This is a genomic window from Streptomyces sp. TS71-3 (assembly GCF_018327685.1).
GTDB lineage: Bacteria > Actinomycetota > Actinomycetes > Streptomycetales > Streptomycetaceae > Streptomyces.
In genome coordinates, this window is record NZ_BNEL01000003.1 from 736044 (window position 1) to 761463 (window position 25420).

General features: G+C 73.0%; 26 protein-coding genes, 1 tRNA gene, 1 pseudogene and 1 riboswitch. Of the genes and pseudogenes, 17 read left to right on the plus strand and 11 right to left on the minus strand.

Annotated elements, in window-relative coordinates:
* Positions 1-2: 2 nt before the first annotated feature.
* The gene (locus tag Sm713_RS27515) at positions 3-1097 is read right to left on the minus strand and encodes a DMT family transporter (RefSeq protein ID WP_212912741.1); all 1095 of its coding nucleotides are present in this window, start codon (positions 1095-1097) and stop codon (positions 3-5) included.
* A gap of 204 nt (positions 1098-1301) precedes the next feature.
* On the opposite strand from Sm713_RS27515, the gene Sm713_RS27520 reads away from it, so the two are divergent.
* The 3 genes from Sm713_RS27520 to Sm713_RS27535 all read left to right on the plus strand — a co-directional run bounded on the left by Sm713_RS27520 (position 1302) and on the right by Sm713_RS27535 (position 4407).
* Positions 1302-2228 carry a LysR family transcriptional regulator gene (locus Sm713_RS27520; protein ID WP_212912742.1) on the plus strand — a complete coding sequence of 309 codons (927 nt, stop codon included), beginning with the start codon at positions 1302-1304 and terminating at the stop codon, positions 2226-2228.
* Between the two features lie 261 nt (positions 2229-2489).
* The gene (locus Sm713_RS40750) at positions 2490-3716 is read left to right on the plus strand and encodes an LLM class flavin-dependent oxidoreductase (protein WP_249416729.1); all 1227 of its coding nucleotides are present in this window, start codon (positions 2490-2492) and stop codon (positions 3714-3716) included.
* Positions 3717-3792: 76 nt separating this feature from the next.
* Positions 3793-4407: a TetR/AcrR family transcriptional regulator gene (locus Sm713_RS27535; protein ID WP_249416730.1), complete on the plus strand. Its 615-nt coding sequence runs from the start codon at positions 3793-3795 to the stop codon at positions 4405-4407.
* A 107-nt stretch (positions 4408-4514) separates the two neighbouring features.
* On the opposite strand, the gene Sm713_RS27540 is transcribed toward Sm713_RS27535, so the two are convergent.
* A complete protein-coding gene (locus tag Sm713_RS27540) occupies positions 4515-5078 on the minus strand; it encodes a ferritin-like fold-containing protein (protein WP_374196077.1) in 564 nt (187 codons plus the stop codon).
* A gap of 694 nt (positions 5079-5772) precedes the next feature.
* On the opposite strand from Sm713_RS27540, the gene Sm713_RS27545 reads away from it, so the two are divergent.
* Positions 5773-7233, plus strand: coding sequence for a discoidin domain-containing protein (locus Sm713_RS27545; protein ID WP_212912743.1), 1461 nt, complete (start codon positions 5773-5775; stop codon positions 7231-7233).
* Between the two features lie 186 nt (positions 7234-7419).
* Here Sm713_RS27545 and Sm713_RS27550 read toward each other — a convergent pair whose 3' ends face one another.
* Positions 7420-7827, minus strand: coding sequence for a hypothetical protein (locus Sm713_RS27550; protein ID WP_212912744.1), 408 nt, complete (start codon positions 7825-7827; stop codon positions 7420-7422).
* A gap of 75 nt (positions 7828-7902) precedes the next feature.
* Positions 7903-8796 (minus strand): IS982 family transposase, encoded by an 894-nt coding sequence (locus tag Sm713_RS27555; protein WP_212912745.1) that lies wholly within the window; start codon positions 8794-8796, stop codon positions 7903-7905.
* A 104-nt stretch (positions 8797-8900) separates the two neighbouring features.
* Here Sm713_RS27555 and Sm713_RS27560 point away from each other — a divergent pair.
* The 5 genes and pseudogenes from Sm713_RS27560 (at position 8901) to Sm713_RS41760 (ending at position 13527) form a co-directional block, all read left to right on the plus strand.
* Positions 8901-9598 (plus strand): annotated as a pseudogene (locus tag Sm713_RS27560) (TetR/AcrR family transcriptional regulator).
* Positions 9599-9968: 370 nt separating this feature from the next.
* Complete coding sequence (locus tag Sm713_RS27565; protein ID WP_212912746.1) at positions 9969-11207, plus strand: sorbosone dehydrogenase family protein; 1239 nt, start codon at positions 9969-9971, stop codon at positions 11205-11207.
* Positions 11208-11367: 160 nt separating this feature from the next.
* Entirely contained in the window at positions 11368-11958 is a 591-nt protein-coding gene (locus Sm713_RS27570; RefSeq protein ID WP_212912747.1) for a hypothetical protein, read from the plus strand.
* A 252-nt stretch (positions 11959-12210) separates the two neighbouring features.
* Entirely contained in the window at positions 12211-13104 is an 894-nt protein-coding gene (locus tag Sm713_RS27575; protein ID WP_212912748.1) for a hypothetical protein, read from the plus strand.
* A gap of 183 nt (positions 13105-13287) precedes the next feature.
* On the plus strand, positions 13288-13527 hold the full coding sequence (locus Sm713_RS41760) for a DUF4360 domain-containing protein (protein WP_374196078.1): 240 nt from the start codon (positions 13288-13290) through the stop codon (positions 13525-13527).
* Here Sm713_RS41760 and Sm713_RS27580 read toward each other — a convergent pair.
* From Sm713_RS27580 to Sm713_RS27600, 5 genes are all read right to left on the minus strand, one after another.
* Positions 13433-13948: a molybdopterin-dependent oxidoreductase gene (locus tag Sm713_RS27580; RefSeq protein ID WP_212912749.1), complete on the minus strand. Its 516-nt coding sequence runs from the start codon at positions 13946-13948 to the stop codon at positions 13433-13435. The genes Sm713_RS41760 and Sm713_RS27580 overlap by 95 nt on opposite strands.
* A gap of 160 nt (positions 13949-14108) precedes the next feature.
* Positions 14109-14777 carry an SDR family NAD(P)-dependent oxidoreductase gene (locus tag Sm713_RS27585; RefSeq protein WP_212912750.1) on the minus strand — a complete coding sequence of 223 codons (669 nt, stop codon included), beginning with the start codon at positions 14775-14777 and terminating at the stop codon, positions 14109-14111.
* 214 nt (positions 14778-14991) lie between these two features.
* Positions 14992-15699, minus strand: a complete 708-nt coding sequence (locus Sm713_RS27590) for an antibiotic biosynthesis monooxygenase (protein WP_212912751.1) — start codon at positions 15697-15699, stop codon at positions 14992-14994.
* Between the two features lie 610 nt (positions 15700-16309).
* A complete protein-coding gene (locus Sm713_RS27595; protein ID WP_283249852.1) occupies positions 16310-17050 on the minus strand; it encodes a CbtA family protein in 741 nt (246 codons plus the stop codon).
* A gap of 71 nt (positions 17051-17121) precedes the next feature.
* A complete protein-coding gene (locus Sm713_RS27600; RefSeq protein WP_212912753.1) occupies positions 17122-17355 on the minus strand; it encodes a CbtB domain-containing protein in 234 nt (77 codons plus the stop codon).
* 36 nt (positions 17356-17391) lie between these two features.
* A riboswitch (cobalamin riboswitch) is annotated at positions 17392-17526 on the minus strand.
* A 364-nt stretch (positions 17527-17890) separates the two neighbouring features.
* Here Sm713_RS27600 and Sm713_RS27605 point away from each other — a divergent pair.
* From Sm713_RS27605 to Sm713_RS27620, 4 genes are all read left to right on the plus strand, one after another.
* Entirely contained in the window at positions 17891-18697 is an 807-nt protein-coding gene (locus Sm713_RS27605) for a class I SAM-dependent methyltransferase (RefSeq protein WP_212912754.1), read from the plus strand.
* Positions 18698-18869: 172 nt separating this feature from the next.
* The gene (locus Sm713_RS27610) at positions 18870-19436 is read left to right on the plus strand and encodes an HhH-GPD-type base excision DNA repair protein (RefSeq protein WP_212912755.1); all 567 of its coding nucleotides are present in this window, start codon (positions 18870-18872) and stop codon (positions 19434-19436) included.
* Positions 19437-19832: 396 nt separating this feature from the next.
* Positions 19833-20129 carry a type II toxin-antitoxin system VapB family antitoxin gene (locus Sm713_RS27615; protein WP_071268372.1) on the plus strand — a complete coding sequence of 99 codons (297 nt, stop codon included), beginning with the start codon at positions 19833-19835 and terminating at the stop codon, positions 20127-20129.
* A 136-nt stretch (positions 20130-20265) separates the two neighbouring features.
* Positions 20266-20937: a LytR C-terminal domain-containing protein gene (locus tag Sm713_RS27620; protein ID WP_212912756.1), complete on the plus strand. Its 672-nt coding sequence runs from the start codon at positions 20266-20268 to the stop codon at positions 20935-20937.
* A gap of 105 nt (positions 20938-21042) precedes the next feature.
* Here Sm713_RS27620 and upp read toward each other — a convergent pair whose 3' ends face one another.
* The gene (upp, locus tag Sm713_RS27625; RefSeq protein WP_212912757.1) at positions 21043-21678 is read right to left on the minus strand and encodes a uracil phosphoribosyltransferase; all 636 of its coding nucleotides are present in this window, start codon (positions 21676-21678) and stop codon (positions 21043-21045) included.
* Positions 21679-21788: 110 nt separating this feature from the next.
* On the opposite strand from upp, the gene Sm713_RS27630 reads away from it, so the two are divergent.
* The 4 genes from Sm713_RS27630 to Sm713_RS27645 all read left to right on the plus strand — a co-directional run bounded on the left by Sm713_RS27630 (position 21789) and on the right by Sm713_RS27645 (position 24125).
* Positions 21789-22376: a response regulator gene (locus Sm713_RS27630; protein ID WP_212915157.1), complete on the plus strand. Its 588-nt coding sequence runs from the start codon at positions 21789-21791 to the stop codon at positions 22374-22376.
* A gap of 434 nt (positions 22377-22810) precedes the next feature.
* Positions 22811-23356 carry a hypothetical protein gene (locus Sm713_RS27635; RefSeq protein WP_212914881.1) on the plus strand — a complete coding sequence of 182 codons (546 nt, stop codon included), beginning with the start codon at positions 22811-22813 and terminating at the stop codon, positions 23354-23356.
* 121 nt (positions 23357-23477) lie between these two features.
* Positions 23478-23906, plus strand: a complete 429-nt coding sequence (gene tadA, locus Sm713_RS27640; RefSeq protein ID WP_212914882.1) for a tRNA adenosine(34) deaminase TadA — start codon at positions 23478-23480, stop codon at positions 23904-23906.
* Positions 23907-24040: 134 nt separating this feature from the next.
* Positions 24041-24125 (plus strand) — tRNA-Ser (locus Sm713_RS27645).
* 171 nt (positions 24126-24296) lie between these two features.
* Here Sm713_RS27645 and Sm713_RS27650 read toward each other — a convergent pair.
* Complete coding sequence (locus Sm713_RS27650; protein WP_212912758.1) at positions 24297-25277, minus strand: zinc-binding dehydrogenase; 981 nt, start codon at positions 25275-25277, stop codon at positions 24297-24299.
* Between the last annotated feature and the right edge of the window lie 143 nt (positions 25278-25420).

Below are 25420 nucleotides of genomic sequence, written 5' to 3' on the forward strand. Positions count from 1 at the left end.
GCTTACGTGGCCTTGCTTCCTGGTCGCGCTTCCGCCGTCGTGCTTCCGTGGTCGTGCTTCCGCCGTCGTGCTGCGGCAGCGCTGGGCAGCGGACCGCCGGCCGGCCGTCCACTGGGCTTACTTTTCAATGCAAAGTACATTGCGGTCAAGACTGGGTGACTCCGCCGCCCCGCATCAGCGGCCGTCGGTGCGGGACGGGAAGCGGCGCCCCGATGGCGGGTCATGGCCACGCCTGCCAGTACGACGGCCATTCCCGCCACGACCCTCAGCGTCAGGGCCTCGTTCAACGCGACCGCGCCCAGGGTCACGGAGACGACCGGCAGCAGGTAGCCGACGACCGCGGCGTTCGTCGCGCCCTCGTCCGCGACGATCCTGTAGGTGAGGTGGAACGTGATCCCCGTGGTGAAGACGCCGAGGACGCAGACGGCCGCCAGGGGCGCGGGGTCGATCGTGATCGGTGACAGGCCGCCCGCCGGGAGTGCCAGGGCCGACAGGGCGGTCGCGGCCAGGAGTTGGGCGGCGGAGAGGGAGAGGGTCGGGATGCCTCTGCCGACCAGGTTGCGGCCCATGCAGACGAACGCCACCGCGTAGCTGCCCGCCGCGGCCACGATCGCCAGCGCTCCCCACCCCGCCGAACCCGCCTGCCGCCACGGGGCGAAGACGAGCAGCGTTCCCGCGAAGCCCAGCAGCAGCCCCGCCAGGCGGGCCGGTCGGATGCCCCGTTCCGAGCCGGCGGTGAGGCCGATGGCGACGGACCACAGCGGGGTCGTGGCGTTCAGGACCCCGGCCAGGCCCGAGTCCACCGTCTCCTGGCCCACGCTGAACAGCGCGAACGGCAGGGCGTTGCAGAAGAACGCGGCCACGGCGATGTGGCCCCAGACCGCCCGGCCCCGGGGCAGGCGCCTTCCCGTCGCGTAGCAGGCCGCGGTGAGCACGAGCGCGCCCAGCGCGCAGCGGGCGACGGTGACCTGGACCGGTGAGAGGCCCCTGAGGGCCAGTTCGATCCAGAGGAACGTCGATCCCCACAGCAGGGCGAGAACGGCCACGCGCGCCCATGCCGGCGAGTTCCGTCTCCGTGCGGTGACGTTCGTCGTCATCGCGTCTCCTCCGGTTCCGGTGGGGTTTCGCGTGCAGTGGGGCTTCGCGTGCGGTGGGGCTTCGCGTGCGGTGAGGCTTCGAGGTCGGTAAGGGTTCGGGTGCGCTGAGGCCTCGGGTGCGGTTTCCGCTCCGCGAATGACGGTGCCCCAGGCCATGTTTCAGGACAAGCGAAAAGTTCTGCATTGGCCTTTAAGCTCAGCTACATGCTTGATGTGAGGCGTCTCCAAGTCCTGCGCGCCGTGGTCTCCAGTGGCACGGTCACCGCCGCTGCCGCACACCTCGGCTACACGCCGTCCGCCGTGAGCCAGCAGGTGGCCGCCTTGGAGAAGCAGGCCGGGACCGCCCTGCTGGAACGGGTCGGGCGCGGCGTGCGGCCCACGGCCGCCGGTCTGCTGCTCACCGAGCACGCGGTGCTGATCGGCACGGCGGTCGCGCGGGCGGAGTCCGCGCTCGCAGACCTGCGCGCCGGGCGCACCGGCCGGCTTTCCGTGCGCTACTTCGCCACCGCGGGCTCCACGCTGGTGGCGCCCGCGGTCGCCCGGCTGCGTGCCGAGCATCCTGGCGTACGGGTCGACCTCGCCCTCGTCGATTCCGAGGAGCGGATTCGAGAGGCGGTACGCGGCCGGGCCGACCTGGCCGTGGTCGTGGGCGCACCCGAACCCCTCGGCGACGGCATCCGGCTGGTCCGCCTGCTGGACGACCCGTACGCCGCCGTACTGCCCACCGCGCATCCGCTGGCCGGCAAGCCCACGCTGAACCTGAACGACCTCGCCGGCGAGCAGTGGGTGGGCAGCGAGCCGCCCGGCCCCTGCCTCGAACCGGTGCTCGCCGGCTGCGCCGCTGCCGGCTTCAGCCCTGACTTCGTCGTCGAGAGCGAGGACTACGCGACCGCTCAGGGCTTCGTGGCCGCCGGACTCGGGGTCGGCCTGATGCCGCGGCTGGGGCTGCGCAACCCGCACCCCGGCGTCGTCCTCCGCCCGGTCCGGGGCCCCGAACCCGTCCGGGTGATCTCCGCCGTGGTGCGCGAGACGTCGCTGGAGCAGACCGCTCTGCGGGGTCTGCTCGACGCACTGCGGGACGCGGCCACCGCCGCCGGACCAGGCGACGAGCCCGGCCCCGAGGGTTCGTAGGGCCCCGAGGGTTCGTAGGGAAATGCGGCACCGTCCGCGGAGCGTTGTCGGTCACGGTGCCCGGTCCGGCCGCCGGAATCGGCCCGACGCTGCCGGCCTCGTCGGTCGAGACCGGCCTCCAATGGAGACAGGGCACCAACAGAGCACCATCAGAGCACCACCGGAGCCCCACCGAGAGCGCCAACAGAGACAGGGCGGCCGAACGAGCACCGTGCGCGGCCGTCGCCGGGGTTGCCGTACCCGCCGACCTGGGAGGATTCCGTGCCGTCGAGCTCGAAGCCGCTGCGGAAGCTGGGCTTTCTGACCATCGGGCTGTTCGACGGGGCCGATCCCCGTCCCGGCCACGAGAGCACCCTGGAGATCATCGAGCTCGGCGAGCGGCTCGGCTTCGACAGCGCCTGGGTGCGCCACCGCCACCTCCAGTACGGCATCTCCTCCCCGGTCGCCCTGCTGGCCGCGGCCTCGCAGCGCACCCGCCGTATCGCGCTCGGCACCGCCGTGACCCCGGTGGGCTGGGAGAACCCGCTCCGGCTCGCCGAGGACCTCGCGACCGTCGACGTGCTCTCCGGCGGCCGGCTCAACCCCGGCATCAGCGTCGGCCCACCGGCGCACTTCGACCGGATCTCCCCCGCGCTCTACCCCGACACCGCGGACGCGGAGGACTTCGGCTACGAGCGTGTGCGGCGGCTGCTCGCCTTCGTGCGCGGGGAGCCGGCGACCGATTTCTCCGGCACGGAGGGCTTCGAGGTGTTCTCCGACCGCGTCCAGCCGCACTCCCCCGGACTCGGCGACCGCATGTGGTACGGCGCGGGGAGCCTGCGGTCCGCGCGGTGGGCGGGCGAGCAGGGTATGAACCTGCTGGTCAGCAGCGTCGTCAAGGCCGAGGAACCGGAGCCGGAGCCGGAGCCGGTGCCGGTGCCAGACGAGTCCGGGGCCGGCGGCGGGTCCGGCGCGTCCGAGGCGAGCGGCGCATCTGGGTCGGCCGGCGTGCCCGGGGCGACCGGGGCGGCCGGCGTCTCCAGCACATCCGGGGCGGCCGGGGCGACCGGCACATCCGGAGCGACCGGGGCGGGCGGCGCGCCCGTGGACTTCGCCCAGATCCAGCTCTCCCACATCCGCGCCTTCCGCGCCCACCACCCCGACGGGGAGCGCGCCCGGGTCTCCCAGGGCCTCGTCGTCATCCCGACCGACAGCGCCACGGGCGGGCAACGCGAGAAGTACGAGGCGTTCGTCCGGCAGCGGACACCGCGCACCGCCGCCCCGCAGGGGCCCGCGCGCCTGCTCTTCGCACGCGACCTCGTCGGCACCTCCGAGCAGATCGCCGAACGCCTCTACGCGGACCCGGCCTTCCGGGAAGTCGACGAGGTCGCCTTCGCGCTGCCCTTCACCTTCGAGCACGAGGACTACGTCCAGATCCTCACCGACATGGCCACGCGCCTGGGGCCCGCGCTGGGGTGGACGGCCGGGGGTGAGGGGACGGCCTCGTAGACCCAACGTAAGTCCCCGCGATCCCTGCACTCCCCCCGGGCAGGCCCTTGCCCCAGCAATATCTACACTGGTAGACATGGCAGCCATGACACCCGGAGAACCCCGCGACGGCCACGGCGGCACCCCGCCCAAACGGCGCCGCGACTCCGCCGCGACCCGTGAGGCGATCCTGCGGTCGGCCATGGCCGCCTTCACACGGCACGGTTACGACGGCGTGGGCGTGCGCGAGATCGCGCGGGACGCCGGGGTGACGGCGATGCTGATCAACCGCTATTTCGGCTCCAAGGAGCAGCTGTTCGCCGAGGCCGTCGACACCTCCTTCGCACCGCGCACGGTCGTGACCGGCGCCGCGGACACCCTGGCCCGCGAGACCGCCGGGACGCTCGTCGCACGGACCGCACCCGGGGCGGACCCGCTCGACCCCTTCCTGCTGATGCTGCGGTCCGCGGGGAACGCGCGGGCCGCGGAGATCATCCGGGACGGTGTCGAACGGCACGTCGGACGCGACCTCGCGGACCGGCTGCCGGGGGAGCGGGCCGAGGAGCGCGCGGAACTGTTCCTCGGCGTCCTCGCGGGCGTCTGGATGATGCGCAAGGTGCTCGGCACGAGCGCCCTCGCCGAGGCCGAAGAGGGCGAGCTGACCCGCCGGATCGAGGCCCTCTTCCACTCCCTCGTGGAAACGGAGACCTGATCCCCCGGGCCGCCGGGCCCCGCCACCGCCAGGCCCCACCAGGCCCCACCAAGCCCCGCCAGGTCACCGCCAGGTCCCGCCAAGTCCCGCCAGGTCCCGCCAGGTCCCTATCCCTGGTCCGCGGACGTCGGCTGATACAGGTCGTTCAGCTCGTCCGCGTGTTCCTCCTCCTCTTCGAGGATGTCCTCGATCAGCCGCCGGCTGGTCGGATCGCTCTCCCCGATCCAGCGGACGATTTCCGTGTACGTCTCGATGACGATGCGTTCCGCGACGAAGTTCTCGCGGATCATGCCCTGGAGATCGGTGTCCGGCGGCGCGGCGTACTCGGTGTGCGAACGTGCGACCAGGGAGGCGGGGTCCATGTCGGGACTTCCGCCCAATTGGTTGATGCGGTCCGCCACCCGGCGGAAATGGTCGAGTTCCTCGTCCGCGTGCTCCCGGAACATGGCGGCCACCTGTTCGCGGTCGATTCCCTGCGCGACGATCGCATTCTGCGTGTACCGCAGGTAACAGACCATTTCCGTGGCGACGATCTGGTTGAGCACATCGATGAGGCGGGCCACGTCGGACGTGTTCGCGGGCGTGACGGGGCCCCTGGTGATGTGCTTCCTGGCCTCTTCGCGGATCCTGCTGATGTCGATGGCGAACTGGTTCTGCACGGGTGTCTTCATGTTCCGTCTCCTCGCCGGGCGCCGGCTCCGCCGTGCGTCCCCGAAACGTCCGGTGGACCGGTCCGTGTGCGATGCGATGCAGTGGGGTGGGGCGGGGTGGGGTGGGGGGATGGGGTGGGATGGGATGGGGATAGGAGCGCGGATGGGATGGGATGGGATGGGGTGGGGATTTCGGGGGGCTCGGCGCGGTGGGGGTAGCGGGTTTCGAAGCGGCCCGGCACGGTCGAGGTCGGGGGTTTCGGAAGGGCTCGGCACGATCGGGGGACGGGATTTCCCATAAGGGGATTTCCCGCAAGGATCGGCACGGTTGCCCGAGATATCGGTCGGCACCGAAATCGTAGATCGGCGCATTCCCGCGGCCCGGACAGACGCGCCCGGGGTTCCCCCGCGGGCCACCTCGCCCGTCCTCCGAACACCCCGCAGGCAACCCCTCCCCGACCTCCAAGCACCCTCGCCGGCACCCCTCCAACGCCCCCGACAACCACCCCCACCACGACCTCGCCACACCCCCATCCCGAACCCTGGCCCCCACCCCCAACGCCCCCCAACTCCCGTTCCGTCCCCCGCCCTTGACACCGACCCGCCCGAGGAACAATCTCCTGAGAGCGCTCTCTCGTAGAGCGCTCTCAGCTCGTCCTCCCCTGGCGCGCTCAGCCGGAGTGCGCCACGCCCCCCACGACGAGAAGGAGCACCCATGTCCCTCAGAGGCACGCGCGGAGGTTCACCCGCGGCGGGCGCTGTCCCGCCGCGCGGGCGGCTGCTCAGACGGGCGGCCACCGGGCTGGTCGCGCTCGCCGCCGTGGCGGCGAGCGCGTTCGCCGGCTCACCGGCCGTCTCGGCCCAGCAGAGCGCCCCGCCGTCCGCCGGGCACGCCGCGACCCACGCCGCCACCACCGCGCAGAGCGCCCCGCGCGGCTCCACCGGAGCCGAGGCCGTACCAGCGCCCCCCTCCGGCTTCACCACCACCTGGAGCGACGACTTCGACGGCGGCGCGGGCACGCCCCTCGACACCGGGGTCTGGCGCTACGACACCGGTCCCGGCTGGAGCTTCGGCACCGGCGAGATCGAGACGATGACGAACAGCACCGCGAACGTGTACCACGACGGCAACGGCCACCTGGTGCTCAAGGCGCTGCACGACGGCAGCGACCCGAGCACCGGCTGGACCTCCGGGCGCGTGGAGACCCAGGCGGACGGGTTCGGCGCGCTGCCCGGCGGCGTGGTGCGCATGCAGGCGTCCATCCAGCAGCCGAACGTCACCACGGCGAACGGCGCCGGCTACTGGCCGGCGTTCTGGATGCTGGGCGCCCCGCTGCGGGTCGGCAAGGTCTGGCCGGGCTCCGGCGAGGTCGACATCCTGGAGGACATCAACGGCCGGAGCTCGGTCTTCGGCACCCTGCACTGCGGCGTCGCCCCGGGCGGCTCCTGCAACGAGTCCACCGGCGTCGGCAGCGGCGAGCGGGCCTGCGCGAACTGCCAGACCGGCTACCACACCTACGCGGTGGAACTGGACCGGTCGACGTCGCCGGAGCAGATCCGCTGGTACCTGGACGGCCAGAACTACTACACCCTGAAGGCCGACCAGGTGAACGCCGGCCAGTGGGCCGACGCCGTCGACCACAGCTTCTTCATCATCTTCGACCTGGCCATGGGCGGCGCGTTCCCGGCCGCGTACGGCGGCGGGCCCAACTCCGCCACGGTCTCCGGCGGCTCGCTGAACGTCGACTACGTCGCCGTCTACAACAAGCCCCCGGCCGGCCACCCGACCCAGAACCTCGCCAAGGGCAAGCCGACCACCGCCTCCTCCGCGGAGAGCGGAGAGTTCCCGGCCTCGAACGCCACCGACGGGAACGTGACCACCCGCTGGTCCAGCCAGTTCAGCGACCCGCAGTGGCTCCAGGTCGACCTCGGCAAGTCCTACAACCTCAACCACGCCACGGTGGTCTGGGAGGCGGCCGCCGCATCGGCCTACCAGATCCAGACCTCCCAGAACGGCACCGACTGGACCACCGTCTTCCAGAACAACAACTCCCCGGCCGACATCCAGGACGTCGGCATCAGCGGCTCGGGGCGGTACGTCAGGATCTACGCCACCGGCCGGGTCTCCCAGTGGGGGGACTCGGTGTACGAGTTCGAGCTGTACGGGTCGGCCTGACGGCCGAGGGTGGCCGCGGTTCTTGGCGCTTCGCGCCTTGTTCGCCTGCGGCGGGCCATCCGTCGCCTGCGGCGGGCCACCCGGCCCAGCCACTTGCTGTCTTACACCTGACCACCCGCTGATTTGTGGCTGGTCGCTCCCCCACTACCTCAAGGGTGTGGGCGGTACCCCCATCCCCGCGCCCCTTCAGGGGCGCGGGGAACCGTCTCTGTCCGGGTCCGGGTCCGGGGCCTCCCCGGCGCCCGGCACCTCCCGACCGCCCGCCGCATCACGGCCGCCGTCGCCCGCCTCCCCCGCACCCGGGTCCAGCCACCGCCCGAAGCCGTCGATGTACTCCGCGCCCCAGGTGCCCGCCTCGCAGTGCGCCCCGTACTGGCGGCGCTCCAGGTCGTAGGACTCGCCCGGCACGTGCCAGTCGCGGACGTTGACGAGGTGCAGCACGCCGTCGCCGTGGCCGCGCAGCCGGGCGCCCACCGTGGCGTCCAGGAAACCGGCCAGCGGCGAGCGGTCGAGCGCCGCGGCGGACAGGCTCCTGCGGTGCCCGTCCGCCGGCAGGTCCTCCGTGCCCTCCGGGTCCGCGAGGAACTTCGCCACCGGGGCGTCCGGCAGGCAGAGCCGGCAGTCCAGGTTCAGGAAGAAGTCGTCTAGACGAGTAAGTCCGATCTCCGGTCAGTGGTCGTAGGCGATCAGTGACCGGGTGATCGGTGCGTTGGTTGCGTTGTTGTGCCAGATGGCGGCGGCCATCGCGAGGACGCGCTGGGCGACGCGGACAGCGACCCCTTGGAAGGAGCGGCCGCCGTGGTCTTCCAGGTCGAGCTGGCCCTTGAGGGTGTCGTTGACCGACTCGATCAGCTGCCGGACCTTCTTGAGCATCGGCTCGCCATAGCGGGCCTTCTCATCCTTGCGGGACGGCCGCAGCATCGTGATGCCGTACTCGCCCAGCAGTGTTTCGAAGTCGCGGCCCGCGAAGCCCTTGTCGCAGATCAGGAGGATGCCGTCGTGCTCGGCAGCCACGTCGGCGTCGACTTCGAGCATCGCGGCCAGCACCTCTCGCTCGCCGATCTTCGGGTCGGCCAGCGCCCACAGGATCGGCATGCCCGCCGGTGTGCACACCAGGTACAGCTTCAGCCCCCAGTAGAAGCGCGAGTGGCTGGCGCAGTAGCCGTAGCCCGCCCATCCGGCCAGGTCCGAGCGCTTCACCGTGGGCCGGGACATACCGCAGGGCACCGGGGTGGAGTCCACGATCCAGCAGTCGTCGAGCCAGAAGTCGCTCGATGTGGCGAGCATCCGGATGACCCGTTTGACCAGCCCGAGCGCGGCGCGCAGCCGCTTGTTGTAGCCCGACTGCTGCGGCAGGTACGGAAACAGATCCCGCAGGTGCTTGCGGGCATAGCGCAGCCAGTGAGCCTCGGAGGTGAAGCCAAGCATCGCCTGGGCGACCGCGACACAGACCAGTTCGGAGTCGGTCAGCACGGGCGGTCTGCCCCTCCATCGGGGTCCTCCCAGCTCGTCGTCGATCTTCACGTACAGTGCAGTCAAGAGGGTGTTCAGGTCTTGCGTCACAACATGATCTTGAACACCCTCTCTTCATGCCCGATCGGCACCCCAGAACTTAGGACTTACTCGTCTAGTGGAACTGGAGACCCGTTATGACGACCGAGGGCAGCATGGACGAGGAGAGGGCAGCGAGCGCCCGAGCGTCGGACGGCGGGACGGCGGGCGCCGCGGGCAACAGGGGGGCAGGCAGCGACACGGCGGACAGCGGCGGCCCCGGAACCGTGCGGCCGGGGGGGGGCGGACGGCCCGGGTGCGGGCCGCCGTGCTGCGGGCCGCCGGCGACGCGCTCGCGGAGCACGGGCTCGCACGGCTCGACCTCGCGGACGTGGCGCGGCGCGCGGAGGTCGGCAAGACGACGGTGTACCGGCGCTGGGGAACCGTTCAGGGACTGGTCGCCGACCTGCTGAAGGAGATGGCCGAGGAGCCGCTGCCGCGCACCGAGACCGGTTCGCTGCTGGGCGACCTGACGGCCAACGCGGAGCTGGTCGTGCGGACCCTCACGGACCCCCGGCAGGGCCCCCTGTTCAAGGCGGTCATCGCCGCCGCGACGACCGACCCCGGCACCGCAGAGGCACTGCACCGCTTCTACGAGACCCGGGTCGCCGAGTGGGCACCCTGCGTCCGGCAGGCGGTCGAGCGCGGCGAACTCCCGGCCGGCACGGATCCGCACGAGGTGGTCCCCGCCGTGTCGGCACCCCTCTACTACCGGTTGCTGACCAGCGCCGTCCCCCTGGACTCCGCCGCGGCCCGACGCGCCGCACGGGCGGCGGAGGCGGCGGCACGCGCGGGGGTCTTCGCCGAGGCCTGAGACGGGCGGCGGGCACACGCCGTCCCCGAACCGCACCGGCCCCCGCCCGGCACACCGCGCTCGCGGGCCACACCAGTCGCCGCACCAGCCGCCACACCGACCCCCAGCTCCCCAGACCCTCCCGGAGTTGCCCAAGAACGCCCTGTCGCCCGAACCGGCCGGCGAGTACGGTCGTTCCGCTCGGTCCGAGAAGTTCTCGCTTCTCGCGTTTCACTGCGCCATCGCCATGAGGACTCCCCCACGCACCTCTGGAGCTGCCATGACGCAACGCCGATCGACCCCGCACGGAGGATCGACCCTGCACGGAGGATCGACCCTGCACAGAGGATCGACCACGCTCCGCGGAAGGACCACGCGCCGCGGAGGGACCATGCGCCGCGGATCGTCCACGCCCCGCGGAGGGACCACGCGCCGCCGCCCGTCCACCGGGCGGCGCAGGCTGACCAAGCTGCTCGTCCTCGCGCTCTCCGCGCTCTTCTTTGCGCCGCTGACGGCGGGCCGGGCCAGCGCGTCCGTTCCGCTGGACGAGCTGGCCGTGACCACGACCCAGCTGGCGCAGGGCCTCCAACGGCCCACCGGGATCACCGCGCCGGACGACGGCACGGGACGCCTGTTCATCCTGGAGAAGGCCGGGGACGTACGGGTCTACGACCCGGAAGACGGCCTGCTGCCCGACCCGTTGCTCGACATCAAGGACAAGGTCGACGAGTCGGACAACGAGCGCGGCCTGCTGGGCATCGTCCCGGCGCCGGACTTCGCGCGGAGCCAGGTGCTGTACCTGGCCTACACGGCGCTGCCCGACGGTGCCGACACCCTGGCCCGCTACTCCCTGAAGGACGACTCACTGGAGGTGCTGCTCTCCCAGGACCACCACGAGAACACCAACCACAACGCCGGACAGCTCGCCTTCGGCCCGGACGGGGACCTCTACTGGAGCCTCGGCGACGGCGGCTCGGCCGACGACCCGCCGAACAACGCGCAGAACCTGAACACCCTGCTCGGCAAGATCCTGCGCATCGACGTCAGCAGGGCCTGCGGCGACCTGCCGTACTGCGTGCCGGACGACAACCCGTTCGTCGGGGTCGCGAACGCCCGCCCGGAGATCTGGGTGTACGGGGTGCGCAACCCGTGGCGGTTCTCCTTCGACGACGACGGCTCGCTGTGGATCGGTGACGTGGGCCAGGGCTCCCAGGAGGAGGTCGACCACCTGACGCCGGACCAGGGTGGTGCCAACCTCGGCTGGTCCTGCCGCGAGGGAACGGGGTCGCACCTGCCCGACCGGTGCGACGACGGCACCGAGTTCACCGAACCGGTCTTCACGTACCGGACGTCGAACCAGGGCTGCTCGGTGATCGGCGGCTACGTCTACCACGGCGCCGAGTTCGGCGACCTGGCGGACGGCACGTACCTCGCCAGCGACTACTGCTCCTCCACGGCCTGGGCGATCCGCCAGAACGCGGACGGCAGCTACACCACCGGCACCCTCGGCACCCTGCCGACCCAGGTGACCGCCTTCGGCGAGGGAGCCGACGGCGAGCTGTACATGGTCAACGACCTGCCCGGCCAGCTCCACAGGATCAACTTCGAGCGGACCGCGACGACCCGCTGACCCCGGCCTCCCGGCGCCTCGCCAGGGGCGGGACGCCGGGGGCGTTCGGCCTCCCCGGGGGCGTTCGGCCTCCCCGGGGGCGTTCGGCCTCCCCGGGGGCGTTCGGCCTCCCCGGGGGTGCGGCCCCAGTGATCCGGCCCGGCGCTGGGATGCTGCTGCCATGCAGGATGAGAGCGGCGAGGGCACCGGCGAGGGCACCCCGGCCCCGGGAAAGTACGCACGGGTCGAACGAGAACGCCGTTTCCTGCTGGCGCGGGCCCCGGACGAGGCGTCCGCCACCGCCGTGCGGCTGATCACCGACCGGTACCTGACGGGCACGCGCCTGCGGCTGCGGCGCTCCGAGCGCCCGGACACCGGCGCCCGCGAGCTCAAGCTCACCCAGAAGATCCCGGCCGCCCGGCGAGGAGCAGGAGCCGTTCAGGGCCTGGTGACGAACATGTACCTCTCCGAGGAGGAGTACCGGGCGCTCGCCGTCCTGCCCGCGGCGTCGCTCGTCAAGCGGCGCCTGAGCGTGCCGCCCTTCGGCATCGACGTGTTCGCGCCCCCGCTGCACGGCCTGGTCCTCGCGGAGGCGGAGTTCACCGGCGACGAGGAGGCGGACGCCTTCGTGCCCTCGCGGCGGTACGTGGCCGAGGTCACCGACGACCCCCGCTTCACCGGAGGCACGCTTGTCCGGACACCGCGGGCCGACCTGCTGTCCTGGCTCGCCGCGTACGGCATCCACCCGGACACCGCACCGGCCCCGAGCTGACCCGGCGCCCGCGGAGGCGGCCGGCGGAGGCGTGTCCGCGCCCGGTCGGCGCCCGCGGAGGCGTGTCCGCGGAGGCGCGCCCGCGCCCGCCTGAACGACGGTCCGAAAACCGACCGCACCGACCGCACCGCCCGCCGGGAAAACCCCGTAAACCATTTAATCACCTGGTGAACTGACTACTTCTTTAAGCCATCCAGGTGTATTTCAACCGAGGAATCCGTCCCTAACGGCCGCATCCGCGTTGTCAGGATCGTGAGACCACGTGAATTCTGGGACCGGAACACCATCCTGGCAGAAGCTTTCTGCGCCAGCGACGAGCGCGTGCGCCAGGCCCAGTCGCTGCTGAACGACGCGCAGGCCGAGCGGGCCAGGATGCTCGCCGCGTTCGCCGTCACCGTCGGCAGCGACCGCACCATCGCGGCGCTGATGGGCCTGAACGAGCGCGAGGTGCGCACGGCCCGCCGGGCAGTCGGTCGAGGCGACGCACGCACCGTCGCCCAGACCCTGCTGACCCCCGTCCAGCAGCCGCCGCAGCCGCCCCGACCGCAGCAGCAGGCCCAGCAGCGCGAACCCGGGCCGCCGGAGCACGCGCCGGCGACACCCGCGGACGTACACGTTCCGCACCCCCGGGAGGAGCAGGTCCCCGCCCCGCCCCCGTACGACCCGTACACGGTCCCGCACGACCCGACGACCAGCACCACGGGCCAGGCCGCCCCCGAGCCGGAGATCCCGGTCGCCTGGTCGTCGAGCATGGACTCGGTCCTGCTGTGGAGCTGGAAGTCGGGGCTCGACCTCCAGACGGTGGCCAAGGAACTCGGCCTGGACGTGCGGACCCTGCTGCTCCGGGTACAGGTGCTCGCCGACGACGGGCTGCTCTCGCCGGGCGCGTCCTCCGCGTCGGCCGGCACGCCGTCCGACTACACGAGAGGCGAGTACACGAGAGGCGAGTACGCCAGATCGGACTATCCGAGGGGCGACTACACGAGAGGCGACTACACGAGGGGCGACTACGCCCGGACCGAGTACCAGAGCCCACCCCCCGCGGACCACCGCCGCCGCTCGGGCCGCCACCGCCGCCACCACAGCGAGGCCTACACGGCCTTCTTCAGCCCGACCACCACGTTCCCCTCCTACTCGCAGCACTGAACCTGAGCGAAAGCTTTCTGCCGACGCCGCGGCCGACACCCCGGCCGGCGCCCCCGGGTCCCTGACGCCCCCATGCCGCCGACAGGCGAAGCCCCCCGCCCCCTCCAGGGCCGGCGGGTGATGAGCGACGTCTCGCGCGCCCCCCCTGCTCAGGCACGGCAACGCCCAGGGAACCCGACACCTATGGCCGGTTCGAGGACGAACCCGACCGAGCCCCAGAAGAACCCGACCGAGCCCCAAGAGAACTGCCGGCTCAACCTGGCCGTGAAGGCCCCGAAGGACTTCACCCACGCCGTCGCCGGCCTGGACTACCGCGACTGCGCGTCCCTCAGACGACGGCCGCGCGGTCCTGCTCCGGCCCGGCCCCGTCCGCACCCGGGTCGGGGACGGAACGGGGCCAGGTGCCGATCCACACCTGCGTGATGGCGCTGACGTACCGGGCCCCGCAGCGGTCCGACGGGACGACGAGCTGGCTGCCGTCCGCGTCCAGCGGGTGGCCGTCCATCCTGGTGGCCAGCAGCACCGGGGCGTCGCAGAAGTCGGCGTCTATCTCCGCCCAGGAGAGCAGCGCCTGGTGGCCGTCGCCGCCGGTGACGGCGAGCAGGAAGCGGGAACGGTCCTTGCGGCGCCGGACGTCGAAGACGGGACCGGCGTCGAGGGCGACCTCCCGCAGCAGCGGGCCCTCGAACGTGTGGTGCTGCGGGCCGTTCGTGGCGCAGTCGAAGACCACCGCCGCACGGTGCTGGCGCCAGCGCGTGCGCAGGTCCCCGACGGAGAGCTGCGCGGGCCGGTGCAGTTCGCCGCAGAGCGAGAACAGGCTGCTTCGCGTGCCGAGTCGGTTCATCCGACCGCCCCCTCAAGGTGTCACCCGTGTCATGCCCCTTCCCGGACACCAGGGAACCTCAAAAGCGAGCCGGACGCCATGCTTCGCTTGCATTCGATGGCCGAAGAGCGCCCTTCACCTTGCAGATGCCGTGCAGAGGGAGAGTGGCCGCCGGGCGCCGTCAGCCCTCGTCGAGTTCCTCCGCGAAGTGCCGGAACCCCTGGCGGCCGGCGTGCATGCTCCACAGTGTCTGGGCGAGCACGGCCGGGTCCTTCCTCGGGTGCCCGGGGGTGATCGCGCCGGGGATGACGAGCTGCGCGACGTGGATGCCCGCCCCGGCCAGCTCCTCGTGGAGCATCTGGGCGAACGCGCTCTCGGCGGCGAACGCGATCGAGGTGCCCGCGAGGTGCGGCCGGGGCCGCACGGCGGTGCCGCCGTTGACGAAGAGGACGGTGCCGCGGCCCAGCGTCCGCATGCCGGGCAGCACCTGGTGCACGGCGGCGACGGGGCCGAGGACGGAGAACTCGATCGGGCCCACCAGGTCGGCGGGGGTGGTCTCCAGCAGCGGCCGCATGAAGTCCTTCTGCGGCAGCGGGCTGTACTGCATCACCTCGATCGGACCCAGCGTCTCGGTGGCGTCCTCCAGGGCCGCGGAGAGGGCGGCCGGATCGCGCGCGTCCGCGGCGAAGGCGCGCGCGGTCACCCCGTCGGCGGTGAGGGCGGCGGCGAGCGCGTCGCCCCGCTCCTGGTTGCGGGAGATGAGCGCGACGTCGAGGCCCTGCCCCCCGAACTGCCGGGCGACCGCGGCGCCGAGGCCCGGTCCCGCTCCGATGATGGCGATGGTGGTCATGACCGCTCCTGGGTACGTCGGGTGCCGGGCACGGGGCACGGGGCACACGGCGCCACGGCGCATAGCGCGCGGCGCACGGCCTGCGCGCCCCCGTGCAGTCTCGCAGTACGCCCCCGGTGCGCCCGGGAAGACAGGGCCACGTCCGGGCCGGAGGGTTGCGGCCGGGGGTTGAGGCCCGGGGGCAGGGCTACGCCCCGGCCGGGGGTCCCGGCGGTCACGGGTGGCGGAACCGGCCGGTCGTATGCCGGTGCGGGGAGAAGCGGCGGATCGTCGTCCGCGCCGGGCCGGGCCAGGACCCGGGGTCGGGATGCCCGGAGCTGTCGGCTCCCGCCGGTGCGGTGCCCTGCTCCCGCGCCGCCGCGCCGCCCTGCTCGCGCGCCGCTCCGGGTACCGACGCGGCGCGGTGCTCGTCGTGCGAGGTCCACTCGGCGTAGTTGAGCACCCGTGAACCGTCGGCGCTGACGTGGAAGTGCGTGGAGATCAGGCCGGGCGGCGGACCCGACGCCGGCAGCGCGAACGTCGCGTCCACCCACTGCCGGGCCCGCACCAGGTCGGGCGCGTCGAACTCGTGGCCGACCAGCACGATGCAGCCGGGGATCCGGCGCAGCCCGAACTGCCTGCCGCGGCAGCGCAGATACGGCACCGTGCCCACCCACTGGGTGCCCGGCACCGCTTCGGTGACCTGCTCGGCCAGCCGCGGTTCCGAGGAGGCGGCGAAGGCGCGCGCCGCGTCGTCGTTCGCCCACTGCGAGAGCTGGGCGACCCACGGCCCGTCCGCGCCGGTCAGGCACGACCGGGAGAGCAGTCCCCCGGGCCAGCGCCCCGCCCAGGTACCGGCCACCGCGTCGGCCACGACTTCCTGCCTGCCCGGCGGTGCGGCCCACTCGCTGAGCAGGGTGACCCCGGCCTCGGGACGGCTCATGTCCGGCACCGCACCACGGCCGTGTTCCATCGCGGTTCCCACTCCCCTCGGAGGCCTCCTGTCCAGTGGGTACCCGCCTGGGCGCGGCCGACCCGGTCCCAGGGCCCGGAGAAGGCCGGGACGGCATCTGCGGACCCCGGTGATCTGACAGCCCCGTCGTGGCTCTCCTCTTGGGCGCACCAGCGCCCACCTGGGCCCCGAAGGGGCGCGGGGAGCTGCGCGAGCGACCAACCACCCGCCGGTGGTCCGGGCACGACGGAGACTGCCCCCTCGGGACGGCGGCGATCCAACGGTTTCGTCGTGGCTGGTCGCTCCCCCACTGCCTTGAGGACGTGGGAGGTGCCCCCATCCCCGCGCCCCTAATCCCGCCGGCCCACGGCCGCAAAGGCGCCCCGAAAGGGGCGCGGGGAACGGCGCGAGCAACCACCACCGGCCGGTGGTCCGGACACGACCGAAACAGCCCCCTCGGGACGGTGACGACCTGACGGTCTCGTCGTGGCTCCCCTCTTGAGCGCGCTCCAGCGCCCCCAAAGGGGCGCGGGGAACGGCGCGGGAACGGCGCGAGCAGCCCCCACCGACCGGCGGTCCGGAGGCAACCGGAACAGCCCCGTCAGGACGGTTCCGCTCCGACCGCCGAATCGTGGCCGCCCCGGCCACCCACCCGGCGCCCCGCGCCCCGCAACACCCGTTCCGACAGCTCGCCGAAGATCAGCCCGAACGCCGTCCACAGCACGAGCTGGATCGCCAGGGCCGAGAGCCTGAACTGCCACAGCAGGCTCGCCGGGAAGTCCTTCGGCACCTCGTTGACGGCGGGCAGGAACGCGTACGCCAGCCCGACCGCGACGACGAAGCCCGCACCGGCGGCCACGGTGGCGTACCAGGTGCCGAGCCGGGGCGCGAGCCGCCGCCCGGCGATCACCGCGGCCACGGCGAGCAGCACCGCGAGCAGCATCATCAGGAAGTACAGCGCGGTCCGCTTGCCGATGGTGCCGGGGTCGCCCACGGAGGGCGGGTTGGCGGGGTACTTCAGGAACGGCACGAAGTAGACGGCGACCAGACCGGCCAGCGACACCAGCATCGCCGTGGCCCGCGGCCCGAAGCGGCCGGCGCGGCCCAGCGCGAAGCAGAACGCCAGCGCGACGATGCCGCCGAAGGCGACCCCGTACACCAGCACGCCCGTCGCCAGGCCCGCCGTCGACTGGAGCGACCGGCTGACGACCGCCATCTCGTGCTCGTGGGAGTGCGCATCCTCGAAGGCGATGGCGGAGTCGACCCGCGGCTCGCCCAGCAGGTATGCGACGACCAAGGCGAGCACGCCCGCGGCGAGACCCGCGAGCATGCCACGCACCAGAAGATTCCGGACAGCGGAGGAGTCGACTGACCGCTCGGCCGCCCGCTCGTCGGACACGGTGCCCCGGCCCGTCAGTGGCAGGGGAAGCCGAGCAGGTGACGGCCGTCGTGCACCCACTCGTGCACGTCGGTGCCCGAGAACACGGAGGTGGCGCCCTGCTCGGCGCCGACGAAGTACAGCAGGACGAGCATCAGCACGCCGAAGAAGACCGCCCAGGGGAGCACGGCCCGCACGGAGAGCTTGGGAACGGGAAGAGGCTGGGTGGTGGCCGATTCCGTGGCCGGCGATGCGATGGACTGCGCCATGATGGGACCTCCTGCGGGGAACTCGCGTCCCGATAGGTGGAGCTCGGTCGGCACGGCGGGTCTGGCTCGTCCGGTGGATGCCGGACATACAGTGGCGCGACCGCCCCGGTCTCCCACCGGGTTCCGCCGTGTCGCGTGAATATCATCGGAACCGTACCGCCCGGCCGCCCGCAGGCCAACACCCCCTTGTGCGGCTCGAACGGCCCACCGCCGCCGGGTCCGGCCACCCAACCCGCCCGTGCCAGGGGCGACTTGGGCCCCGCCCGGCGGCCGGGTACCGGCGCGAGAAGAGCACGGAGCCCCGTATGACGGTCCGCGTGACCCTTGTCTCATCCGCCGCCGGCACGGCCCTGGCCGGCGCCCGCTTCGAGGCCGGGCACCCGCTGACGCCCGCGGGCCGGGAGTCGGCGAGGGCCGCGGCGGCGGCACTGCGGGCCACCGCCGTTCCCTCGAAGCGGCGCCCCGTACCCGCCCGAGCGCCCGCCCGCCGGAAAACCGGTGGTGCCCCCCGACCACCCCTGCCACGCTCACCCGCATGACCGACCGTCCCGTGCCGACCGGCCCCGCCCGCCCTGCCGCCACCCGCTCCTTCGACGACCTGGTCGCCGAGGCCGGTGCCGTCTCCGTCGACGGGTGGGACTTCTCCTGGCTGGACGGCCGGGCGACCGAGGAGCGCCCCGAGTGGGGCTACCAGCGGCAGATCGGCGAGCGGCTGGCACGCGTGCCGTCCGCACTGGACCTGGAGACCGGCGGCGGCGAGGTGCTCGCCGGAGTGCCGCGGCTGCCGCCGCTGATGGCCGCGACGGAGTCCTGGCCGCCGAACCTCGCCAAGGCGACGGCCCTGCTGCGCCCGCGCGGCGTGGTGGTCGTCGCGGACGACGGCGAGCCGCCGCTGCCCTTCGCGGACGGCGCCTTCGACCTGGTGACCAGCCGTCACCCGGTGGCCGTCCACTGGCCGGAGATCGCCCGGGTGCTCCGCCCCGGCGGCACCTACCTCTCCCAGCACGTGGGCCCGGAAAGCGTCTTCGAGCTCGTCGAGTACTTCCTCGGGCCGCTCACGGACGAGCAGCGGCGGGGCCGGCACCCGGACGTCGCCCGCGGCGGAGCCGAGGCGGCCGGGCTGGAGGTGGTCGGCCTGAGGAACGCCCGGCTGCGGATCGAGTTCTTCGACATCGGCGCCGTCGTCTACTTCCTGCGGAAGGTGATCTGGATGGTGCCGGGCTTCACCGTCGAGGGCCACCGCGACCGGCTGCGCGAGCTGGACGCGCGGATCCGCACCGAGGGCCCCTTCGTCGCGCACTCCGCCCGCTACCTCATCGAGGCCCGCAAACCGGCAGCGTGACGCGGCGGCCGTACCCCCGAACAGCACACCCCGGCGACGACGCACCCGAACAGCGCATCACCCGCCCCGTGCACCCGAACGGCGCACCGGCGCCCCCGCTTCGGGTCCCCGCCGGGCGTGGCGCACCGCGGCGTGCGGGAGACGGGGCCGCGGTGCGGGTGATCATCGACGCATGGACGCCACCCTTCACCTCGCCCAGCGGCCCGAGGCGGACGCCCTGCTGAGCCGCAGCCCGCTGGCCGTGCTGGTCGGGATGCTGCTCGACCAGCAGATCCCGATGGAGTGGGCGTTCACGGGGCCGTACACCATCGCGCAGCGGCTCGGCACGGACGACCTCGACGCGTTCGCCATCGCCGCGCACGACCCCGACGACTTCGCCGCGCTGCTCGCCGCCACCCCCGCCGTGCACCGCTACCCGGGGTCCATGGCGACCCGCGTCCAGCGGCTCTGCCAGTACCTCGTGGAGCGGTACGACGGCCGGACCGAGGGGGTCTGGGAGGGCGCGGCGAGCGGTGCGGAGGTGCTGCGGCGGCTGGTCGACCTGCCCGGCTTCGGGCGGCAGAAGTCCCAGATCCTCCTGGCCATGCTGGGCAAGCAGCTCGGCGTCCGCCCCGAGGGCTGGAGGGAGGCGGCCGGCGCGTACGGCGAGGAGGGCGCGCACCTGTCCGCCGCCGACATCACCGGCGAGGAGTCCCTGACGAAGGTGCGCGAGCACAAGCGGGAGCTGAAGCGGAAGTGACGGCGCACATCCGGCCGTTCCGCGCGCGCCACGCCACTCCGGTGCGCCGCGCCACTCCGGTGCGCCGCGCCACTCCGGTGCGCCGCGCCACTCCGGCACGCCACGCCACTCCGGCACGCCGCGCCACTGCGGTGCGCCACGCTTCCGCGTGCGCCGGACCACTCCGGTGCGCCGGGCCCTCCCGGGTACAGCCGGGCCCGTCCACGTACGCCGGGCCCGTCCGCGTACGCCGGGAAGTTCCGCTCGCGCCGGGCCGTCACGGGTGCGCGGTGAGCGCGCCGGCATGCCGGGACGGGGCCGGCCGGGGGGCGGCGCGGTGGCCAGGGGCTGGGCCGGCGGATGGGAATACGGCCGTCGCGGCTGCGCCCACGGAGCGTTGCCCGGTAGGCTTTCCGTGTGATCTTCAAGCGCATCGGCAACGGCCGGCCGTACCCCGACCACGGCCGGGACAGCACCCGGCAGTGGGCGGACGTCGCGCCGCGCCCGGTCCGCCTCGATCAGCTCGTGACGACCAAGGGCCAGCTCGACCTGGAAACACTGCTCGCCGAGGACTCCACGTTCTACGGCGACCTCTTCGCCCACGTCGTCAAATGGCAGGGCGACCTCTACCTGGAGGACGGCCTGCACCGCGCCGTGCGCGCCGCGCTCCAGCAGCGGCAGGTGCTGCACGCCCGCGTGCTCGAACTCGACTGAGCGCCGGGCCCGCTGAGCCACCGGGCCCGCCCGCGCTGGGCCGGACGGCGGCCGGTCATAACCCTTTCGAGCCGAATGCGTGTCATACGATGATCATCCGGTAGGCATTGCCGTCCTCTCGCACTACGCTGCGGCCATGAGCATGCTCACTCCCCCCGGCTTGGGCGGCAAATACCGCATCACAGGGAACAAATACCCTCGTATGCGGCGGGGACGCCGGCGCGGCAGACTCACGTTGACCGTCATCGCGTCCGCCGTCGTGGTCGGGGTGCTCGGGTGGGGGAGCATGCAACTCGTCGGCGTCTTCACGGGCACCGAGAAGGCGAGCGCCGCGGGTCGCGGCAAGGCGTGCGTCACGTCGAAGACCGGCCATGCGGGCGAGTCCAGGGCCGCGGGCGCCCCCGCCGCCTCGCCCACCCCCGCCGCCGTCCTGCCGAAGCCGAAGCAGATCACCGTGAACGTGCTCAACGCCACCACGCGCAGCGGCCTCGCGAAGCAGACCGCGGACGAGCTGAAGAAGCGCGGCTTCACCATCGGCGACGTCGGCAACGCCACGGCCCAGTACGACAAGAAGGTCAAGAGCGTCGGGGTGCTGCTCGGACCGCCGGCCGCGCTGAGCACGGCGATCCCCGTGCTGGGCACCCAGCTCACGGGCGCCGAGAAGCGTGCGGACGGCCGCAAGGACAAGGCGGTCGACCTGATCATCGGCGAGGGCTTCAAGGGCCTGGCGAGCGAGGCGGCGGCCGCCAAGGCGCTCAACGTGCTGACGCACCCGGCGCCGAAGCCGAGCCCATCGAAGAGCTGCTGAAGAGCTACTGAGGCCCGGCGGTCGCGCCCGCGCGCCAGCGCCCTGCCCTCGCGCAGGCCGCACCGCTCTGCTTGCGGGTGGCCCGAACGCCCGCGCCGCCGCCGCTCAGCCCACCGTGCCGTACATCCTGTCGCCCGCGTCGCCGAGGCCCGGGACGATGTAGCCCTGCTCGTTGAGGCGCTCGTCGAGGGCGGCCGAGACCACCGTGACCGGGGTGCCCGCCAGCTCGCGCTCCATGACCTGTATGCCTTCCGGCGCGGCCAGCAGCACCACGGCGGTGACGTCGTCGGCGCCGCGCTTCATCAGCTCCTTGAGAGCGGTGACGAGGGTGCCGCCGGTGGCCAGCATCGGGTCGAGGACGTACACCTGACGGCCGGAGAGGTCCTCGGGCATCCGGGTCGCGTAGGTCGACGCCATCAGCGTCTCCTCGTCGCGGATCATCCCCAGGAAGCCGACCTCGGCGGTCGGCAGCAGCCGCACCATGCCCTCCAGCATGCCGAGACCGGCACGCAGGATCGGCACCACCAGCGGCCGGGGGTGCGTGAGCTTCACCCCGGTGGTGGTCGACACGGGCGTCACGATGTCGACCTGCTCCGTGCGCACGTCACGCGTCGCCTCGTAGGCGAGCAGCGTGACCAGCTCGTCGGCGAGCCGCCGGAAGGTCGCTGAGTCGGTGCGCTGGTCGCGCAGGGTGGTCAGCTTGTGGGCCACCAGGGGGTGGTCGACTACGTGGAGACGCATACCCCCACACTAACGGGGCACGGGCCGCGGCCGTGCCGGCATCAAACCGCCCGGTAGAGGGAAGATGATGATTCTGATCCAGGGGGCTCGGGGTTGGGGTGGTGGGGCCGATGCCCGGCGGCAGCGGGGAAGCGCACGGGGCGGACGACCGTAACGGGGGACTGGCCGGCGAGGCGGACGACCAGGCCGGCAGGCAGGCGCGGGTGGGGGACCGAAGAGCGCGCGCGGCGGGCAAGGCGCCGCGGTCCAGAGCGCGCGAGGCCGCCCGTGCTGCGGCAGCAGCGGCGGCGGGAGCAGCGGCGGGAGCGGCCGCGGGACCGGATGAGCACGACGGGGCGGACGGCCCCGGGGGGCCCGGCGCGGCCAACGTACTCGGCACGTCCAACGGGCCCGGCACGGCCGGGGGGCCCAGCGCAGCCGGCGGGCCCGGCGCGACCGCCGGACGCGGGACGACCGACCCGCCCGGCACGACCGACCCAGCTGGCACGACCGACCCACCCGGCACGACCGGCCCGCCCGGCGGATCCGCCGGTGGAATCGAGGGGCGGCCGGAGAGCGAGGCGGAGCGCCGGCGGCGCAGGGCGCAGTTCCTGCGCGACCTCACCGAGGCACGCGAGCTGCGCGCCCGGATCCGCCCGCGGCACGCCCGTGCGGAACGGATGAGGCAGGCGGTGCGCATGCGGACCTTCCGCTGGTAGCGGGATTCCCGCAGGATTGAGGTGCGGGACCGGTGAGGGCGCTCAGCGGTACCGCCGGCGGTTCCGCGCCGCGGCACGTTCCCCTCCGGATTCCCTCACCTGGCCGTCCGTTCGCCCTCCTGGCCGCAGGAAACCCCTCGCCCGCTCCCCCGCGCGGCGCGCCGGGCGGGCCCGGCGGGGGCGGCCGGGCGCCTCGGAGAAAGCGCAGGCCGTGGGCGGGGGGAGGGCCGTTCGGGAGCGGATGGCGATACGGAAGAATGCCCGAAAGGCGGACCGAGCGAAAACAAGAGCGGACACAGGGGGCGGAAGACCTCTCCTCAGGCCGTTCTTTCTGCCACGATTCCGATTGGGGCAGGGCTCAGCGCAGAACCCGCCTCAAGCCGCCGCCGGGGGGACCACCAACCGGCACGCCTATGACCAGTGGGAGAGTCACGGTGTACTTCGCCGCACTGCTCGCGCGCACCGAAGACGGGTGGGAAGCGAGCGACACGGAGCTCGACGATGTGGAGACCCTTTCGGATCTGACCGACCTGGCCCGCGAGGCCGCGTCCGACGAGGAGACGGTGCTCGTCTTCATCGAACAGGAGGACGCCTGGTTCGGCGTCGTCCGCGTGGACGGCGAGGAGGACCCGCGCATCTACGTCTCGGACGGCTCCGCAGCCGCCCGCAGCGCGTACGGCGAGATCCTGCTCACCGACGAACTGCTCGGCCGGGAGCCCGGCGCCGATGACGAGGGCGACGACCTGGACGCCCTCGACCTCGACGGCACCGAGGACGGCGACCCCGTCGCCGCCGACAGCGAGGAAGAGGGCGACCTCGACTCCGCCGAGGCCGTGCCGTCAGGACCGCTCGGCGACTTCGAGATCCTGGCGGACCTCGGAGTCGAGGAGAAGGACCTGCTGGCCCTGGACAGCGGCGACGCGCTCAGCGAGATCGCCGACGCACTGGGGGCGGCGGAGGTGCTGGAAACCGTTCGTTGAACTCCACGGCCGGGCCCGGCCACGGGCCCCCGGACTCCTCCGGGCCGCGCACCGCGTTCCTCCTGTGAGCACGGCGCACGGCCCCGCGCGGGACCCGGTACGAGACCGCTGGCGGGCCGCCATGCGGCGTGCCCTGGACGAAGCCCGCGAGGCCGTCCGGGGTGGCGATGTGCCCGTCGGCGCCGTCGTGCTGTCCGAGGACGGCACCGTGCTCGCCACCGGGCACAACGAACGCGAGGCCACCGCCGACCCCACCGCGCACGCCGAACTGCTGGCGGTGCGGCGCGCCGCGGCGGCGCTCGGAAGCTGGCGGCTGACCGGGTGCACCCTCGTCGTCACGTTGGAGCCGTGCACCATGTGCGCGGGCGCGATCGTCCAGTCGCGGGTGGACCGGCTCGTCTACGGCGCCGTCGACGAGAAGGCCGGCGCCGCCGGGTCGCTCTGGGACGTGATCCGCGACCGGCGGCTCAACCACCGCCCCGAGGTGATCGCGGGCGTCCTCGCCAACGACTGCGCCCGCCTCCTCACCGACTTCTTCCGCACCCGCTGACCCGCCGCGCCCGTCGAGGCCCGCCCGCGCGCCCGTCCCCGGCCGGCGCCGGCCGGGGACGGCCCGCACCCGCCCGCACCCGGCCGCGGAAACGGATTTCGGAGCACGGCTCCCGGTGGGCTAGGATCTGTCTCGGTAGCGTGTCCGAGCGGCCGAAGGAGCTCGCCTCGAAAGCGAGTGTGGCGCAAGTCACCGAGGGTTCAAATCCCTCCGCTACCGCAGATTGACGAAGGGTCCGGTTCATCGAGCCGGGCCCTTCGTGCGTTCCCGTCTCAGTTCCCGTCTCAGTTCCCGTTCCAGCCGGACCGGCCGTGAGTTCAGCCCGCGCGAACGGCTCGCGGCGGGAACGGAGAACGGGCCGGTGCCGTTCGGCGCACGGCGGGGCATCGCTCAGGGGGTCAGGACGATGCGGCCGCCCGCCGAGTGGTTCTCCAACCGCTCGTGCGCGGTCGCGGCGTCCGCCAGGGGGAGCGTCTCGATCTCGGTGTCGGCCAGGCCGTCGGCGGCGGCCTTCAGCGCGGCCTCGGCACCGGGCCGGATGGCCTCGGGGTGGACCGGCAGGTAGCCGCCGGCGTTGAACCCGGTGACGGTGAGGTTCCCGTACCAGAGCCGGTTGCCGTCGATGCGGTGCTCCCAGTCCCCGCTGGCGTTGCCGACCAGCAGGAGGCGGCCGGACGGAGCCAGCAGGTCCAGGCTCTGCGTGCGGACGGCGCCGCCCACGGGGTCGACGATGACGTCGAACTTCTCCCCGGCCAGGGCATCCGGCAGCTGCTCGGAGCTGACGACGGTGTCGTACGGCAGCTTGGTGGCGCCCGCCATGCCCATCCTCGCGCCGCGGACCGTGCCGACCACGCGCGACGCGCCGAGCTGCCGGGCGATGCCGGGGAAGGTGGCCGCGAACGCGCCCAGCGCGCCGTGCACGAGGATGCTCTCGCCCGCGGAGAATCGGGCGGCGCCGGTGAGCGCGGCGTGGGCCATGATCGCGTTGGGGATGACGGCGGCGGCGAGTGCGGGATCGATGCCGTATCCCTCGATCGACACGACGTCAGCCCCGTGGGCGATGTAGACCGGCGCGTAGCCTCCTGTCGCGTCGCCCGGAAGCGCCACCACCTTCTCCCCGACCGCGAAGCCGGTGACCCCGTCACCGAGCGCGCGAACGGTTCCGGCGACCTCGAGACCGGGGACGTAGGGCGGCTGGGGCAGCCCCTCGCGGTCCTTGTACAGGCCCTGCCGGAGGTAGACGTCGACGAGTCCGACGGCCGCATGGGTGACGTCGATCGCGATCTGGCCCGGTCCGGGCACCGGATCCGGCAGTTCGGTGAGCACGAGCACGTCCGGGCCGCCGAACCGGTTGACCTGTATGGCTTCCATGGGGATCCCCTTCCCTATATAACGCAATCAGCGTGCGTTAATTCGACCGTACCACGCGGGCGGTCCGTCAGCGCGTCCTAGGTGCGTTATGGGTGCGCGACGGGATGCCTGATGACCGGGGCGATCAGGCGGGGCGAGCACGC

Excerpts from the sequence above, each read along its gene's own strand:
- Sm713_RS27515 (WP_212912741.1), bottom strand. The coding sequence starts at position 1,097 with ATGACGACGAACGTCACCGCACGGAGACGGAACTCGCCGGCATGGGCG.
- Sm713_RS27520 (WP_212912742.1), top strand. The coding sequence starts at position 1,302 with ATGCTTGATGTGAGGCGTCTCCAAGTCCTGCGCGCCGTGGTCTCCAGT.
- Sm713_RS27535 (WP_249416730.1), top strand. The coding sequence starts at position 3,793 with ATGGCAGCCATGACACCCGGAGAACCCCGCGACGGCCACGGCGGCACC.
- Sm713_RS27540 (WP_374196077.1), bottom strand. The coding sequence starts at position 5,078 with ATGAAGACACCCGTGCAGAACCAGTTCGCCATCGACATCAGCAGGATC.
- Sm713_RS27545 (WP_212912743.1), top strand. The coding sequence starts at position 5,773 with ATGTCCCTCAGAGGCACGCGCGGAGGTTCACCCGCGGCGGGCGCTGTC.
- Sm713_RS27565 (WP_212912746.1), top strand. The coding sequence starts at position 9,969 with ATGCGCCGCGGATCGTCCACGCCCCGCGGAGGGACCACGCGCCGCCGC.
- Sm713_RS27570 (WP_212912747.1), top strand. The coding sequence starts at position 11,368 with ATGCAGGATGAGAGCGGCGAGGGCACCGGCGAGGGCACCCCGGCCCCG.
- Sm713_RS41760 (WP_374196078.1), top strand. The coding sequence starts at position 13,288 with ATGGCCGGTTCGAGGACGAACCCGACCGAGCCCCAGAAGAACCCGACC.
- Sm713_RS27580 (WP_212912749.1), bottom strand. The coding sequence starts at position 13,948 with ATGAACCGACTCGGCACGCGAAGCAGCCTGTTCTCGCTCTGCGGCGAA.
- Sm713_RS27585 (WP_212912750.1), bottom strand. The coding sequence starts at position 14,777 with ATGACCACCATCGCCATCATCGGAGCGGGACCGGGCCTCGGCGCCGCG.
- Sm713_RS27590 (WP_212912751.1), bottom strand. The coding sequence starts at position 15,699 with ATGAGCCGTCCCGAGGCCGGGGTCACCCTGCTCAGCGAGTGGGCCGCA.
- Sm713_RS27600 (WP_212912753.1), bottom strand. The coding sequence starts at position 17,355 with ATGGCGCAGTCCATCGCATCGCCGGCCACGGAATCGGCCACCACCCAG.
- Sm713_RS27605 (WP_212912754.1), top strand. The coding sequence starts at position 17,891 with ATGACCGACCGTCCCGTGCCGACCGGCCCCGCCCGCCCTGCCGCCACC.
- Sm713_RS27610 (WP_212912755.1), top strand. The coding sequence starts at position 18,870 with ATGGACGCCACCCTTCACCTCGCCCAGCGGCCCGAGGCGGACGCCCTG.
- Sm713_RS27620 (WP_212912756.1), top strand. The coding sequence starts at position 20,266 with ATGAGCATGCTCACTCCCCCCGGCTTGGGCGGCAAATACCGCATCACA.
- upp (WP_212912757.1), bottom strand. The coding sequence starts at position 21,678 with ATGCGTCTCCACGTAGTCGACCACCCCCTGGTGGCCCACAAGCTGACC.
- Sm713_RS27630 (WP_212915157.1), top strand. The coding sequence starts at position 21,789 with ATGCCCGGCGGCAGCGGGGAAGCGCACGGGGCGGACGACCGTAACGGG.
- tadA (WP_212914882.1), top strand. The coding sequence starts at position 23,478 with ATGCGGCGTGCCCTGGACGAAGCCCGCGAGGCCGTCCGGGGTGGCGAT.
- Sm713_RS27650 (WP_212912758.1), bottom strand. The coding sequence starts at position 25,277 with ATGGAAGCCATACAGGTCAACCGGTTCGGCGGCCCGGACGTGCTCGTG.